Origin of the sequence: Enterobacter sp. BRE11 (assembly GCF_031844285.1) — a bacterium.
Taxonomy (GTDB): domain Bacteria; phylum Pseudomonadota; class Gammaproteobacteria; order Enterobacterales; family Enterobacteriaceae; genus Pantoea.
Genome location: NZ_JAUZUX010000004.1, coordinates 1 through 14795, shown reverse-complemented (window position 1 = coordinate 14795; position 14795 = coordinate 1). Strand labels below are relative to the sequence as shown.

General features: G+C 59.3%; 11 protein-coding genes. 5 read left to right on the top strand and 6 right to left on the bottom strand.

Annotated elements, in window-relative coordinates:
- The first annotated feature begins 48 nt into the window (after positions 1 to 48).
- Together exaC and Q9R34_RS05235 are read left to right on the top strand one after the other, a co-directional pair.
- Positions 49 to 1569, top strand: a complete 1521-nt coding sequence (gene exaC / locus Q9R34_RS05240) for an acetaldehyde dehydrogenase ExaC (RefSeq protein ID WP_434125420.1) — start codon at positions 49 to 51, stop codon at positions 1567 to 1569.
- Between the two features lie 180 nt (positions 1570 to 1749).
- Positions 1750 to 1917, top strand: coding sequence for a hypothetical protein (locus Q9R34_RS05235; RefSeq protein WP_485892649.1), 168 nt, complete (start codon positions 1750 to 1752; stop codon positions 1915 to 1917).
- 187 nt (positions 1918 to 2104) lie between these two features.
- Here Q9R34_RS05235 and fumA read toward each other — a convergent pair whose 3' ends face one another.
- Both fumA and Q9R34_RS05225 read right to left on the bottom strand, forming a co-directional pair.
- A complete protein-coding gene (fumA, locus tag Q9R34_RS05230; protein WP_434125424.1) occupies positions 2105 to 3751 on the bottom strand; it encodes a class I fumarate hydratase FumA in 1647 nt (548 codons plus the stop codon).
- Between the two features lie 154 nt (positions 3752 to 3905).
- Positions 3906 to 5414: an anion permease gene (locus Q9R34_RS05225; RefSeq protein ID WP_434125533.1), complete on the bottom strand. Its 1509-nt coding sequence runs from the start codon at positions 5412 to 5414 to the stop codon at positions 3906 to 3908.
- 577 nt (positions 5415 to 5991) lie between these two features.
- Here Q9R34_RS05225 and Q9R34_RS05220 point away from each other — a divergent pair.
- Both Q9R34_RS05220 and Q9R34_RS05215 read left to right on the top strand, forming a co-directional pair.
- Positions 5992 to 8769, top strand: a complete 2778-nt coding sequence (locus tag Q9R34_RS05220; protein ID WP_485892647.1) for a flavocytochrome c — start codon at positions 5992 to 5994, stop codon at positions 8767 to 8769.
- Positions 8770 to 8845: 76 nt separating this feature from the next.
- On the top strand, positions 8846 to 9820 hold the full coding sequence (locus Q9R34_RS05215) for an FAD:protein FMN transferase (protein WP_485892645.1): 975 nt from the start codon (positions 8846 to 8848) through the stop codon (positions 9818 to 9820).
- On the opposite strand, the gene dcuR is transcribed toward Q9R34_RS05215, so the two are convergent.
- The 4 genes from dcuR to pth all read right to left on the bottom strand — a co-directional run bounded on the left by dcuR (position 9801) and on the right by pth (position 14137).
- Entirely contained in the window at positions 9801 to 10520 is a 720-nt protein-coding gene (gene dcuR / locus Q9R34_RS05210) for a two-component system response regulator DcuR (RefSeq protein ID WP_033747696.1), read from the bottom strand. The two genes, Q9R34_RS05215 and dcuR, sit on opposite strands and share 20 nt — an antisense overlap.
- Positions 10517 to 12130, bottom strand: a complete 1614-nt coding sequence (locus Q9R34_RS05205) for a sensor histidine kinase (RefSeq protein ID WP_485892643.1) — start codon at positions 12128 to 12130, stop codon at positions 10517 to 10519. The genes dcuR and Q9R34_RS05205 overlap by 4 nt, the downstream gene beginning before the upstream one ends.
- 226 nt (positions 12131 to 12356) lie before the next feature.
- A complete protein-coding gene (gene ychF / locus Q9R34_RS05200; protein ID WP_434125431.1) occupies positions 12357 to 13448 on the bottom strand; it encodes a redox-regulated ATPase YchF in 1092 nt (363 codons plus the stop codon).
- 101 nt (positions 13449 to 13549) lie between these two features.
- Entirely contained in the window at positions 13550 to 14137 is a 588-nt protein-coding gene (pth, locus tag Q9R34_RS05195; RefSeq protein WP_033747682.1) for an aminoacyl-tRNA hydrolase, read from the bottom strand.
- A gap of 263 nt (positions 14138 to 14400) precedes the next feature.
- On the opposite strand from pth, the gene ychH reads away from it, so the two are divergent.
- Positions 14401 to 14670, top strand: a complete 270-nt coding sequence (gene ychH, locus Q9R34_RS05190; protein ID WP_434125433.1) for a stress-induced protein YchH — start codon at positions 14401 to 14403, stop codon at positions 14668 to 14670.
- Positions 14671 to 14795: the final 125 nt, after the last annotated feature.

Sequence of the window (14795 nt, the reverse complement as noted above, 5' to 3'; positions counted from 1 at the left end):
GCAAGTTTCATTGTTGTTTCGATTCCAGCCATGTTAAGGAGATTCACCATGCGTTACGCCTCTCCCGGGGAACAGGGTTCTCTGATTCAGCTGCAGAAAACCTACGGCAACTTCATTAACGGCGAATTTGTGACGCCGGTGAACGGCAACTACTTTACCAACACGTCGCCGGTCAACGGTTCGGTGGCGGGGGAATTCCCGCGCTCGGACAAGGCGGATGTGGATAAAGCGGTCGCCGCCGCGCACGCCGCCGCCGAAGCCTGGGGTAAAACCTCGCCGCAGCAGCGATCGCTGGCGCTGCTCAGGATCGCCGATCGGCTGGAGCAAAATCTGGAATATATGGCGGTGAATGAGACCTGGGATAACGGCAAGCCGGTGCGCGAAACCCTGGCCGCCGATATGCCGCTCGCGGTGGATCATTTCCGCTATTTCGCCGGCTGCGTGCGCGCCCAGGAGGGCACGGCCGCCGAGATCGACGAGTTTACCGCCGCCTACCATTTCCATGAGCCGCTCGGTGTGGTGGCGCAGATTATCCCCTGGAACTTCCCGCTGCTGATGGCGGCATGGAAGCTGGCACCAGCGCTGGGCGCGGGCAACTGCGTGGTGCTGAAGCCCGCCGAGCAGACGCCGCTGAGCATTACCCTGTTTGTCGAGCTGATCAAAGATCTGCTGCCGCCCGGCGTGCTGAACGTGGTGCACGGCTACGGCAAAGAGGCGGGCGAGGCGCTGGCCTCTCATCCCGACATCGCCAAAGTAGCTTTTACCGGCTCCACGGCGACCGGCGGCCATATTCTCGAGCTGGCGGCGAAGAGCATGATCCCCTCGACCGTCGAGCTGGGCGGCAAATCGCCGAATATTTTCTTTGAAGATATCATGCAGGCGGAGGAGAGCTTTATCGAGAAGGCGGCTGAAGGGGTGGTGCTCGGCTTCCTGAATCAGGGCGAGGTGTGTACCTGCCCGTCGCGCGCGCTGGTGCAGGAGTCCATCTACGAGCCCTTTATGGCGGCGGTGATGAAGCGCATCAAAACCATCAAGCGCGGCGATCCAATGGACAGCGAAACCATGGTCGGCGCGCAGGCGTCGCAGCAGCAGTTCGACAAGATCCTCTCCTATCTGGAGATTGCGCGTCAGGAAGGGGCAGAGGTGCTGACCGGCGGCGGCGTAGAGACGCTGGAAGGCTCGCTCGCCAGCGGCTACTACATTCAGCCGACGCTGCTGAAGGGCGACAATAGCATGCGCGTCTTTCAGGAGGAGATTTTCGGGCCGGTGGTCGGCATCACCACCTTTAAGGATGAGGCGGAAGCGATCGCTATCGCCAACGACTCGATTTACGGGCTGGGTGCCGGCGTCTGGACGCGCGATATCAACCGCGCCTACCGCGTCGGTCGCGCCATCAAGGCGGGGCGCGTCTGGACCAACTGCTATCACCTCTATCCGGCGCACGCCGCTTTCGGCGGCTATAAAAAATCGGGCATCGGACGCGAGACGCACAAGATGATGCTGGACCACTATCAGCAGACCAAAAACCTGCTGGTGAGCTACAGCGTTCAGCCGCTCGGTTTCTTCTGATTTCGCAATCTGCGGCGCGCTGCTCTCTGGGCAACGCGCCGTTTTTGTTTCATATTAATCCCGGCGCATTTCGCGTTTTTTCGACCCATTGTTAACTGTCATCGCCCTGTAAGATTGCAATGGCATGGTCAGGACGGTGGTTCCTGACGGGCCTGAGGCCGAACTGAATAAGGAATGTTGATGAACGAATTTTATAACGTGCTGACTGAACATGACGAGGTGCTGGACGGACTGGAGTACAGCATCATTGCGGTTAATCTGCCGGTTTCGCTGCGCGATGGCGAGGGTGCCGCTCGACTGCGGGCGGGAGAAGCGAGCGATGCAGCGGAAGTGCCGCGTTTCTGGTAAAGATAGTTTGCAGTAAGGGCGCCTTTGGCCGTTGCGCAGACGCGGGCGGCAGGGTCTGATCGCAAAGTCGCTCAAGGCATCCATGCTCGCTCGGCCCGCGACATCCTTGTCGCGGGACGCTTTGCTCTTCAGACCCTGCCGCCCGCTTATCAAAACGTGGTGCGGTTTTTAAGAGTGTGCTTCAGTGCTATTTCACGCAGCGCGCGCAGCTGCTGTCCTGAATCTGCTTAAAGAAGTCGTTGCCTTTGTCGTCCACCAGGATAAACGCCGGGAAATTCTCAACCTCAATCTTCCAGATCGCCTCCATCCCCAGCTCGGCATACTCCACGCACTCCAGCTTTTTGATGCTCTGCTGCGCCAGCACCGCCGCCGGGCCGCCGATACTGCCGAGATAAAACCCGCCGTGCTTATGGCAGGCGTCCGTCACCTGCTGGCTGCGGTTGCCCTTCGCCAGCATAATCATGCTGCCGCCGTGCGACTGCAGCAGATCGACGTAGGAATCCATGCGGCCAGCGGTGGTCGGGCCGAGCGAGCCTGAGGCGTAGCCTTCTGGCGTTTTCGCCGGACCGGCGTAATAGATCGGGTGATCTTTCACGTACTGCGGCAGCCCTTCGCCGCTGTCGATACGCTCTTTCAGTTTGGCGTGCGCGATATCGCGCGCCACGATAATGGTGCCGCTCAGCGACAGACGCGTCGAGACCGGATAAGCGGAGAGCTGCGCCAGAATCTCTTTCATCGGTCGGTTAAGATCGACGCTCACGACGCCGCCTTCGCCCTGCTGGCGCAGCGCTTCCGGAATATACTGCGCCGGGTTGTCCTCCAGCTTCTCAATCCAGATGCCGTCGCGGTTGATCTTCGCTTTGATATTGCGGTCCGCCGAACAGGAGACGCCCATGCCCACCGGGCAGGAGGCACCGTGGCGCGGCAGGCGGATCACGCGGATATCGTGCGCGAAATATTTGCCGCCGAACTGCGCGCCGAGGCCGAGCTGCTGCGCCGCCGCCAGCAGTTCCTGCTCCAGCGCCAGATCGCGGAACGCCTGGCCATGCTCGTTGCCGCTGGTCGGCAGGCTATCGTAGTAGTGCGTCGAGGCGAGCTTCACGGTCTTCAGCGTCGCCTCCGCCGAGGTGCCGCCGATCACGAACGCGATGTGATAGGGCGGACAGGCGGCGGTGCCGAGCGACATCATCTTATCCACCAGATAGTTCTTCAGCTTGCCGGGCGAAAGCAGCGCTTTCGTCTCCTGGTAGAGATAGGTTTTGTTGGCTGAGCCGCCGCCCTTGGCGATGCAGAGGAACTTATATTCGTCGCCGTCGGTGCTGTAGATATCGATCTGCGCCGGCAGGTTGGTGCCGGTGTTCACCTCGTTATACATATCGAGCGCGGCGTTCTGCGAATAGCGCAGGTTGTCTTCGATAAAGGTGTTATAGACGCCCTGCGACAGGGCGGCTTCGTCGCCGCCGCCGGTCCAGACGCGCTGGCCTTTTTTGCCCATAATAATCGCCGTGCCGGTATCCTGGCAGGTCGGCAGCACCCCTTTGGCGGCGATCTCTGAGTTGCGCAAAAACTGCAGGGCGACATATTTATCGTTCTCGCTCGCTTCATCGTCGGCGAGGATAGCGGCGACCTGCTGCTGGTGCGCCGGACGCAGCATAAAAGAGGCGTCGTGAAATGCCTGCTGCGCCAGCAGGGTCAGCGCTTTGGGATCGACCTTCAGCACCTCTTCGCCTTCAAAGCGGGCGACGGAGACGTGCTCGCGCGTCAGCAGATAGTACTGGGTATCATCGTGGGACAGCGGAAAGGGCTCTTGATAGTAGAAAGGTTTGTTCGACATCTCGGCTCACTTATGCGGCGGCGACGACTCGCGCAGCGCGAGGCAGACAGCCGCAAATATTGTTGGTTTTTATTCCGCCAGCCGCGCGGAACGCGGCTGGCGTAAGCTGCAGGGAAAGGATTTTACACTTTATTAACCTGTTTCGTCGCCTGCTTTAGAACATCAATACCATCCACGGGTAGGCGATCAGCATCAGCAGCACCAGGAACAGCAGGCCAAAAATGGTCCCCAGACGCCAGTAGTCTTTGGTCGGCAGATAGCCGCTGCCGTAGTAAATCGGGCTGGGGCCGGTGCCGTAAGGGGTGATAATCCCCATCACGCCAAGCGAGGTGCAGAGCATCAGGCAGAACACCGGCATATTGATGCCTGGGATCGCCGCGGCGATAGTCAGCATCGCGGGGAGCAGGGCGGTGGTGTGCGCCGTGGTGCTGGCGAACAGGTAGTGCAGCAGATAGAAGGCGATAAGCAACACCACCGCGGAGACCTGAGGGTCGTAACCCTGCAGCAGCATGCCGCCCTCTTTGCCCAGCCAGGCGATAAAGCCGACGCGCGCCAGGCCATCCGCCAGCGCCACCAGCGTGGCGAACCAGGCGAAGGTGTTCCACGCCGCTTTGTTGCTGGTGATGTCGCTCCAGTTCAGCACGCCGGTCCAGAGCATCAGTATGATAACCAGCAGCGCAGCCATTGCAGGCTCGATCCAGGCGGTGGCGAAAATCCACATCAGCAGCGCGCACACCACGAAAATCAGCAGCAGAATCTCGTTGCGCGACAGTTTGCCCAGCTTTTGCAGCTCGGCGGTGGCCCAGCGCGGCACTTCGTCGTTGACCTTCACCTCCGGCGGATAGAGCCAGTACGCCAGCAGCGGCATGGTCAGGATCAGCAGCACGCCGAGCGGCAGGAAGGCGAGAAACCACATGCCCCAGGAGATATCGAAGCCCACGACGCTTTTCACCAGCGCCAGCGCCAGCAGGTTCGGCGCCAGCGCCGACAGGAACATAGAGCTGGTGATACAGGCGGCGGTAATGGCGACCCACATCAGATAGGAGCCGATGCGGCGCGCGCTCGGGTCGTTGGGTTTAGAGCCGTAGAGCGGCGGCAGGTTGGCGATAATCGGGTAGATGGTGCCGCCGCTGCGCGCGGTGTTCGACGGGGTAAATGGCGCCAGCAGCAGATCGGCGAAGGTAATGGCGTAGCCGAGCGTCAGGCTGCGACGGCCAAGATACTTCACCAGAATCAGCGCCAGACGGCGGCCGAACTGGGTTTTATCGTAGCCGGCGGCAAACATAAAGGCGCCGAAAATCAGCCAGACGGTGGAGTTGCCGAAGCCGCTGACGCCCCATTTAAACGCCTCGGTGGCGACCTTAAAGCCCGGCTTTGCCAGCTCGGCGGGGCTAAACAGCACGAACTGGCTGAAGAGGGCGATAACCACCACGCCGGTCAGGCCGATGACCGCACCCGGCAGCGGCTCGAAGATCAGGCCGACAATCACGCCGACGAAAATGGCGAAAAAGTGCCAGGCATAAGGTTCAAGTCCGGCGGGTGTGGGCACCAGCAGCAGCAGGGCGGCGACCACGACAGGCAGGGCCAGCATGATCCAGCGTTTATGTTGTCCCGGCGGCGGGACGGGCGCAGGTTGCGCGGCTTCGTTCAGCGTCGTTTTCATGTTCATAGTGAAGGTCTGCAAGTTAAAAAGAAGAGGGTGTCGGCTTTGTTGATGCGCTGTTTATTATTCTCGCGCGGAGAACGCCTCAGCAAAACCTTATTGAATAACGTCTTCATGTGACAACTTTATTAAATAAACTTTTGCTTAATGGCTATATGATGCGCCAGCCATAATAGTAAATTTTGATCTAGATCAAAGAGTGAGTCTGGCTTTTAATTGCATTAACGGCGTTAAAATTCATTCTGAGCTCTTAAGAAGAATCCTAAGTGAAAAATAACGGTGATGGCGTTTTTTTCTGCAAATCCTGCGCCTTTTACCTCTCTGAAAAGTATAGGTTAATTTTTTAATTTAACACTAATTTGATTTTTTCAGCGCTTTCGCTAACATTACTATAACTAAAATAGTCGCCTTTGCAAAATAAATAGCCCTGCTAATTCAAAAAGTTTTAAAACTATATTCATTACTTGTGTAGCCAAAGTTACTGGTATATTAGTGGCATCAAGCCGGACCTTTTAATTATCGCCAGAGTGCCCCGTCCGCAGAATTCTTCAGCTTTTAATTTCCGGAGTTAATCTAAATGAATACTCGCACCCCGCTTTTAAATCCGCTGACGTTGCCCAACGGCGCGGTATTAAAAAATCGGCTGGTCATGGCGCCAATGACTACCTGTACAGGATTCTACGACGGCACCGTGACCAGCGAGCTTGTGGAGTACTATCGCGCACGCGCAGGCACGCTGGGTACGGTTATCGTCGAGTCCTGCTTTATCGATAACAAAGGTCCCGCTTTTCCCGGCGCTATCGGCATCGACAGCGACAACAAGATCCCTGGGCTTGCGCGAATCGCCGACGCGATTAAATCGCAGGGCTCAACCGCTATCCTGCAAATTTACCACGGCGGTCGTATGGTGGAACCGGGGCTGATCGGCGGCAAAACGCCGGTGGGTCCCAGCGCCATTGCCGCACCGCGCGAAGGCGCCACCACGCCACAGGCGCTGACCGCCGATGACGTCGAGGTGATGATTACCAAATTTGGCGACGCGGTAAACCGCGCCATCAAGGCGGGCTTCGATGGCGTTGAGCTGCACGGCGCCAACACCTATCTGATTCAGCAGTTCTTTTCCCCTAACTCTAACCAGCGCGACGACAAGTGGGGCGGCAGCCGCGAAAACCGCGCCCGTTTCCCGCTGGCGGTGCTGGATATCGCCCATAAAATGGCGGAGCGCATCGCGCACAACACCTTTATCATCGGCTATCGCTTCTCGCCGGAAGAGATCGAAGTGCCCGGCATTCGCTTTGCCGACACGCTCTATCTGCTGGAAAAACTGGCGGAGCGCGGCCTCGACTACGTGCACTTTTCCATGGGCCAGCTGCTGCGTCCCTCTATCGTCGATACCCGCGACCCGACGCCGCTGATCGATAAATATATTGCGCAGCGCTCCGAACGCCTGGCGAAGGTGCCGGTGATCGGCGTCGGCGGCGTGGTGAACAAAGCCGACGTAGAGGGGGCGCTGGAGCACGGCTACGATTTAGTGGCGATCGGCAAAGCCTGCATCGCCTATCCGGACTGGGCGGATCGCGTGCTGAACAACGAGCATCTCGACCTCTATATCGACAGCACCCAGCGCGAAGCGCTGATGATCCCGGAGCCGCTGTGGCGCTTCTCGCTGGTGGACGCGATGATCCGCGAAGTCAGCGCGCCGGGCCGCAAATACAAGGCGGGCGTCTATCAGGAGAAAGTCGAGGCGGAAGCGCTGAAGCTCAAAATCAACGTCACCCTGGATACCGACCGCATCACCGATATTTCGATGGTGCCGGACGATACGCTGGACGTCGATTTTACCGAGACCTTTGAAAGCCTGCGTAACCGTATTCTGGTGGCTAACAGCCCGCATGTCGACGCCATCAGCGGCGCCACCACCCAGAGCGAGGCGCTGAAAAAAGCGGTATCGCGCGCGCTCTCCACCTCCAGCAAAGAGTATGTGATTGAAGAGGGCGGCAACCCCGCTGCGCCGCAGAACTACGACGTGGTGGTGATCGGCAGCGGCGGCGCTGGCCTGGCGGCCGCAATCCAGGCGCACGACGAAGGCGCGCGCGTGGTGATCATCGAGAAGATGCCGACCATCGGCGGCAACACCATCAAAGCCTCGGTGGGCATGAACGCGGCGGAGACCCGCTTCCAGGCGATGAAGGGCATCAAAGACAGCAAAGAGCTCTTCTATCAGGAGACGCTGAAAGGGGGCCAGCATAAAAATAACCCGGTGCTGCTGCGCGAGTTCGTCGAGCTGGCGCCGGAGGCGATCGACTGGCTGGCGGATCACGGCATCGAGCTGAACGATATCACCATCACCGGCGGCATGAGCATCGACCGCACCCACCGCCCGGCGGACCGTTCGGCGGTAGGCGGCTACCTGATCAGCGGGCTGGTGAAAAACATCAACAAGCGCAATATCGAGGTGCTGCTGGATACGTCGGTCGCTGAGATCCTCACCGAGAACGGCGCGGTAACCGGCGTGAAGGTGGTGGATGAGTACTACGACAGCCGCATCCTCTATGCGAAAAGCGTGATTGTCGCCACCGGCGGCTTCAGCGCCAACCGCGAGATGGTGGTGAAATACCGCCCTGAGCTGGATGGCTTCGTGACCACCAACCACAAAGGCGCGACCGGCAGCGGTATCGCCATGCTGCAGAAGCTGGGCGCGGATACCGTGGATATGGGCGAAATCCAGATCCATCCGACCGTCGAGCAGACCACCTCCTATCTGATCTCTGAATCGATTCGCGGCGGCGGCGCCATCCTGGTGTCGCAGGCGGGCAGGCGCTTCTTCAACGAGATGGAGACCCGCGACAAGGTTTCCGCGCAGATTATCGCGCTGCCGGAGAAAAGCGCCTGGGTGCTCTTCGACGAGCAGGTGCGGGCCAACAATAAAGCGGCCGATGAGTATCTCGCCAAAGGCTTTGTGATCAGCGCGCCGACCGTGGGCGAGCTGGCGGTGAAGCTGAATATGGAGCACACCACCCTTGAGGAGACGCTGGCGCGCTACAACCAGTTCGTGGTGGATCAGAAGGATGAGGATTTCGGCCGCACCACCGCGCTGCGTCATCCGCTAAATCAGGGGCCGTTCTACGCCATCCGCATCGCGCCTGGGGTGCATCACACCATGGGCGGCGTGACCATTAATACCGACACCGCGGTGCTCGACAGCAACAAACAGGTGATTCGCGGCGCCTGGGCGGCGGGGGAAGTGGTCGGCGGCATCCACGGCGCCAACCGTATCGGCGGCAACGCCGTGGCGGATATTATCATCTTTGGTATCCTTGCCGGACGTAACGCGGCGGCGCTGGCGCGCGGCTAGTCCGCTGTCGGTGACGGCGCACCGGGTAACAGACCCGGCACGCCGTTGCCGGCCCACTTCAACAGTCGAGGCGAGTATGTCAGCCGACGAAGGCGTTTACGCCTATTCCGCAGTTCTGATGGGTTCGCCCATTCTGCTTAAGCTTTTCGAGGATAATGCGGCGCTGGCCGCGCAGGTCTTCCGCCTTATCCGCCATCAGGAGAATATCCTCACCGTCAACCGCGCCCACTCCGAGGTGATGGCGATTAACCACGCCGCTGGCAAAGAACCGGTCTGCGTCAGCCGCGACCTGTTCGACCTCATCCAGTGCGCGCACCAGGTGAGCCTGCTGCCGCACAGCCTGTTCAATTTCACCATCGGACCGCTGGTCAAGCGCTGGAAGATCGGCTTTCAGGGGCGCAGCGTGCCGCCGCAGGGCGAGCTGGCAACGCTGATGGCGCTGACCGATCCGCGCGAGGTGGTGCTGGATCCCGCGCGGTGCAGCGTGTTTCTGCGCCAGCCTGGCATGGAGATTGACCTGGGCGCCATCGCCAAAGGCTATATCGCCGACCTGGTGCGCAGTTTTCTGCGCCAGCAGGGGGTGGAAAGGGCGCTGATTAACCTTGGCGGCAACGTACAGACGCTCGGCGCGCCGCCGCAGGCCGCTGGATGGGCTGTCGGCCTGAAAGCGCCGTTCGGCCAGGCTGACGAGTTAATCGGCGTGATCGAGGTAGCGGGAAAATCGGTGGTGACCTCTGGGGTCTACGAGCGCTACTTCGAGCTGGACGGGCGTCTCTATCACCATATCCTCGACGCGCGTAGCGGCTATCCGCTCGACAATGAACTGCTGAGCGTCACGATGATCTCCGACCGCTCGATAGATGGCGACATCTACACCACGCTGCTCTACGGGCTGGGGGTGGAGCAGAGCCTCGCGGCGCTGCGCGACGCGCCGCACATTGAGGCGATATTCGTGACGCGCGACCAGCAGGTGCTCTGCTCCTCGTCGCGTCAGTTCGCGTTTCGTCTGTACGACCGCCGCTACCGGCTGACTACTGGCAGTACTGCCTGAGCAGCGAATGGTATTCCGGCTGCAGGCGGTAGCGATAGACCGGACGGCCGGTCGCGCCGTAGTGAATGCTGGTGAAGAGGATATTGATCTGCGCCAGCCAGATCAGGTATTTGCGGCAGGAGACGCGCGAGATATTCACCTCCGCCGCCAGCTCGTCGGTAGAGAATTCGCTGCCGGGATGGGCGTCGATCCACTGGCAGAGGGTGCGCAGCGTCTGCGGCGTCAGCCCTTTCGGCAGCCGCTTGCTGTCGTTGGTGGTGGGCGGATTGCCGTGGATCAGCTGGTCAACTTCCGCCTGCTGGTAGTAGAGATGGTTATCCATCAGCGACTTCTTCTGCCGCCAGTTGGTGAGCGCCTCTTCAAAACGCGGGAACTGGAAGGGTTTGATCAGATAATCCACCACGCCGTAGTGCAGCGAGGTTTTGATGGTGGCGGCGTCGGCGGCGGATGAAATAATGATCACCTCAACAGGCTGCTTCGCCTCGCGCAGCTCCGGCAGCAGATCCAGTCCGTTCTCATGCTGCAGGTAGATATCGAGCAGCACCAGATCCACGGCGGGCTCGCTGTGAAGGATCATCTCTTTCGCCTGCTGCAGCGTCGACGCCGTGCCGACGCAGTGAAAGCCCGGCACCTGCCCGACGTAAACGCGATTCAGCTCGGCGACCATAGCGTCATCATCGACCACTAACACATTGATCATGCGGTTTTGTTGCCTCCATCCCAGGGAAGTTGTACAAAAAATTGGGTAAATACGCCGGGTTCCGACTCCACGCTGACGCTGCCGCCGAGGCTTTCCGTCTGCTGCTTCAGCAGATAAAGCCCGACGCCGCGCTCCTCACCTTTGGTTGAAAAGCCTTTGTCAAAGATAGCATCCAGCTGGTTGGTCGGGATGCCGGGCCCGTCGTCGCTGACCTCACACGCCAGCCAGCCGTTCTGGTAGTGCAGCATCACATGGATATCGCCGTTGTGTTCACTGCCCAGCGCGTCGAGCGCGTTCTCGATCAGATTGCCGAGCACGGTGATCAGCACGGCGATCTGCTGCTCGTTGCCGATATCGGGCAGGAAGCTGGCGTCGCTCAGCGTCAGACGATGGCCGCTGTCCGAGGCGCGATTGATTTTACTCAGCAGGAAGCCGGCGATCACCGGCGACTTGATTTTGTCGAGCAGCGAACCGATTTCGGTCTGGTAGTTGTTCGCCGTTTTTAAAATATAGGCTTCGACCTGCGCATAGTTTTTCATGTGCAGCAGGCCAAGGATCACGTGCAGCTTATTCATAAACTCATGCGAGCGCTCGCGCAGCGCGTCGACGTAGTTTACCATGCCGCTCAGGCGCTGCAGCAGCCGCGTGATTTCGGTTTTATCTCTGAAGGTGCAGACCGCGCCGATAAGCCGCTGCTGGCTGTAGACCGGCACGGTGTTGCTCAGCAGCACGTGGCCGTTGATATTCAGCTCTTCGTCGCGCCGCGCGCGGCCGGTGGCCAGCGTCTCCTGCAGCTGAGCGTGAATAACGCTGGCCTCCTCCATGCTGCCGGAGCTCTCCTCCGTCAGCAGCTTTTTCGCCGCCTCGTTGATCAGCGACACCTCTGCATGAGCGTCCACCGCGATGACGCCCTCTTTGACGGAGTGCAGAATCGCCTGGCGCTGCTCGAACAGCGAGGAGATCTCCCAGGGTTCGAGCCCGAAGAGGATGCGCTTCAGGGTTTTCACCAGCGCCAGCGTGCCCAGCGCGCCCGCCAGCGCGCCGATCAGGATGGTCCAGATAATGCTCCAGCGGCTCTGGTTGATCTGATCGCTGACCGCCTCCAGCGAGATGCCTATCGACACCACGCCTATCTGCCTCTGCTGCGCGTTATAAACCGGCGTAAAGACGCGCAGCGCCTCCGCCAGCGAGCCGCGATTTACCGAGACGTTCTCTTTGCCCTGCAGCGCCGGATTGATATCGTCGCCGATAAAGTGCTGGCCAATCAGCGCCGGATTGAGGTGAGAGTAGCGGATGCCCTGCATATTGGTCACCACCACGAACAGCAGATTATTGTGCTGCTGCGCCGCGCGGGCAATAGGCTGGATAATGCCGGCGTCCGGCGGCCCGCCCAGCGCCTGCTGGATGGCGGGCACGTCCGCCAGGGTGCGCGCCACGGCCATCGCCTTATCCTCCAGCTGCTTCTGCGTGGCGTTGCCGATCTGAAAAAAGTAGAGCAAATGCACGCTGAGCAGCACGAAGGTGACGACCGCGCCGATCATCAGCGTCACCAGCGTGCTGAGCTTCATAGGTTTTTTGCGGGTCCGGTAGCCTTGCGGGGTATCGCGCATCGTCGGTCCTTTGTCGGAAAGCGGTGGGGTATTATCCCTTTCTGGTGGGCTTTGCAAAGGGTTTTAGCGCGAAGCGGGGTGAGGGGGATAGAGTATAGCTCTACTTAGTTACAGCATACTGATTGGTCGGTCTCTTTTGCGGGCAAAAAAATCCACGCGCAGGCGTGGATTTTTATATCGAGCGGTTTGTATGAGAGGCGCTGGCCCCTCATCAGACAACCGCGGCTCAGACGTTAAACAGGAAGTTCATCACATCGCCATCTTTAACGATGTACTCTTTCCCTTCAGAACGCATCTTGCCCGCTTCTTTCGCGCCCTGTTCGCCTTTATAGGCGACAAAGTCTTCAAACGCGATGGTCTGCGCACGGATAAAGCCTTTCTCGAAGTCGGTATGGATCTTGCCCGCCGCCTGCGGCGCGGTCGCGCCAACCGGGATGGTCCAGGCGCGCACTTCTTTCACGCCCGCGGTAAAGTAGGTCTGCAGGTTCAGCAGGGCGTAACCGGCGCGGATCACGCGGTTCAGGCCCGGCTCTTCCAGACCCAGTTCGGCCATGAACTCGGCGCGATCTTCATCGTCCAGCTCGGCGATATCTGACTCAACGGCGGCGCAAACCGGCACCACCACGGAGCCTTCCGCTTCGGCGATGGCGCGCACCTGGTCGAGGTAAGGGTTGTTCTCGAAACCGTCTTCGTTGACGTTGGCGATATACATGGTCGGCTTCAGCGTCAGGAAGCTCAGGTAGCGGATTGCCGCTTTCTCATCGGCGTCCAGCTTCAGCGCGCGCAGCATACCGGCGTTTTCCAGATGCGGCAGGCACTTCTCCAGCGCGGCCAGCTCGACCTTCGCGTCTTTATCGCCGCCTTTGGCTTTTTTCTGCACGCGCTGAATGGCACGCTCGCAGGTTTCCAGATCGGAGAGCGCCAGTTCGGTGTTGATGACGTCGATATCTTCCGCCGGATCCACTTTGCCCGCGACGTGAATGATGTTCTCGTTCTCAAAGCAGCGCACCACGTGGCCGATCGCTTCGGTTTCGCGGATGTTGGTCAGGAACTGGTTGCCCAGGCCTTCACCTTTCGACGCACCTTTCACCAGGCCCGCGATGTCGACGAACTCCATGGTGGTCGGCACCAGGCGCTGCGGTTTGACGATCTCCGCCAGCTGATCAAGGCGCGGATCCGGCATCGGCACCACGCCGGTGTTGGGCTCAATGGTGCAGAAGGGGAAGTTAGCCGCTTCGATGCCCGCTTTAGTCAGCGCGTTGAACAGGGTGGATTTACCGACGTTCGGCAGGCCCACGATACCGCATTTGAATCCCATGGTTGGTTACCCTTCTAACTTGAGGTGCAACGCCTGCTGCAGGCATTGCCGGAAACGAAAAATTTGGCGCATTATACACAGAAATCGCGCGGGCAGGGCGTTTAGCTCGCCTTGAACGCGTGCAGCCGGTTCATCGCCTTCAGGCGATCCTCTTTCAGCCACACTTCGGTACAGCGCGCCGCTTCATCAATGGCGTCGTCAATCAACTTCTGCTCGCTGGCGGGCGGCTTGCCCAGCACAAATCCCGTCACCTTGTTGCGATCGCCCGGATGGCCGATGCCGATGCGCAGGCGGTGAAAGTTATTGTTGTTGCCCAGCTTGCTGATGATGTCTTTCAGGCCGTTGTGGCCGCCATGACCGCCGCCCTGTTTGAACTTCGCGACGCCAGGCGGCAGATCGAGCTCATCGTGCGCCACCAGAATCTCCTCCGGCGCGATGCGGAAAAAGGTCGCCATCGCCGCCACGGCCTTGCCGCTGAGGTTCATAAAGGTGGTCGGCACCAGCAGACGCACATCTTCGCCCGCCAGGCTGATACGCGCGGTATAGCCGAAGAATTTCGCCTCTTCTTTTAGCGACTGATTATGACGCTCCGCCAGTAAATCGAGATACCAGGCGCCTGCGTTATGCCGCGTGGCGGCGTACTCCGCGCCGGGATTGGCCAGGCCCACAATCAGTTTAATGCTGCTCACGATGATTATCCTGCTCAGGTGGTGAAAAGGCGTTAGTGTACTTCGCGGCAGGGAAGAGAACAAACTTAGCTAAAGCGATATGGTTACGTCACGTGATTAACTATTTTGTTATTTAAATCAAGCTTCTGAAGGTGAATGCAGGCCAGCATTTAGTAGAGTTTGTGATCCTGGACGCAATTTGTCCGCGGGTCATTGCCTAAGCTTATGACAAGTTAACATTATGTGCGGTTTGTCTGGCTTGTTCATATGGACAGAGGTGAATGATGAAACATCAACATTGTCGCAAAGCAGGAAACGCCCTGATGATCGTGGGACTGGTCGTGATGGTCTCCAGCATCATCTTTTCCGTGCTGAATCAATTGCCGAGCATTCAGATGCCGGCGCTGCTGGCACAGGGTGCCATCCTCGGCATCTTTATCGGCGCGCTGCTGTGGCTCGCCGGTGCGCGCGTCAGCGGGCGCGAAAAAATCGAAGACCGCTACTTCTGGCACCGCCATTATGACGAGCGCTGCCGCCGCACGCCGCACCACTGATCCGCTTTTGCAGCCATAAAAAAACCGGGCGCCTGGCCTAATGCCGATCAGTTAAGGCAGAAATGATCGGTTGAACGATCCGGTGGCTGTGTGAAAATCCGTAATCTCTCATGGATGATTACGGA

Bases quoted from the DNA above. Each gene is read 5' to 3' on its own strand.
- exaC (WP_434125420.1), top strand. From the start codon at position 49: ATGCGTTACGCCTCTCCCGGGGAACAGGGTTCTCTGATTCAGCTGCAG.
- Q9R34_RS05235 (WP_485892649.1), top strand. From the start codon at position 1,750: ATGAACGAATTTTATAACGTGCTGACTGAACATGACGAGGTGCTGGAC.
- fumA (WP_434125424.1), bottom strand. From the start codon at position 3,751: ATGTCGAACAAACCTTTCTACTATCAAGAGCCCTTTCCGCTGTCCCAC.
- Q9R34_RS05225 (WP_434125533.1), bottom strand. From the start codon at position 5,414: ATGAAAACGACGCTGAACGAAGCCGCGCAACCTGCGCCCGTCCCGCCG.
- Q9R34_RS05220 (WP_485892647.1), top strand. From the start codon at position 5,992: ATGAATACTCGCACCCCGCTTTTAAATCCGCTGACGTTGCCCAACGGC.
- Q9R34_RS05215 (WP_485892645.1), top strand. From the start codon at position 8,846: ATGTCAGCCGACGAAGGCGTTTACGCCTATTCCGCAGTTCTGATGGGT.
- dcuR (WP_033747696.1), bottom strand. From the start codon at position 10,520: ATGATCAATGTGTTAGTGGTCGATGATGACGCTATGGTCGCCGAGCTG.
- Q9R34_RS05205 (WP_485892643.1), bottom strand. From the start codon at position 12,130: ATGCGCGATACCCCGCAAGGCTACCGGACCCGCAAAAAACCTATGAAG.
- ychF (WP_434125431.1), bottom strand. From the start codon at position 13,448: ATGGGATTCAAATGCGGTATCGTGGGCCTGCCGAACGTCGGTAAATCC.
- ychH (WP_434125433.1), top strand. From the start codon at position 14,401: ATGAAACATCAACATTGTCGCAAAGCAGGAAACGCCCTGATGATCGTG.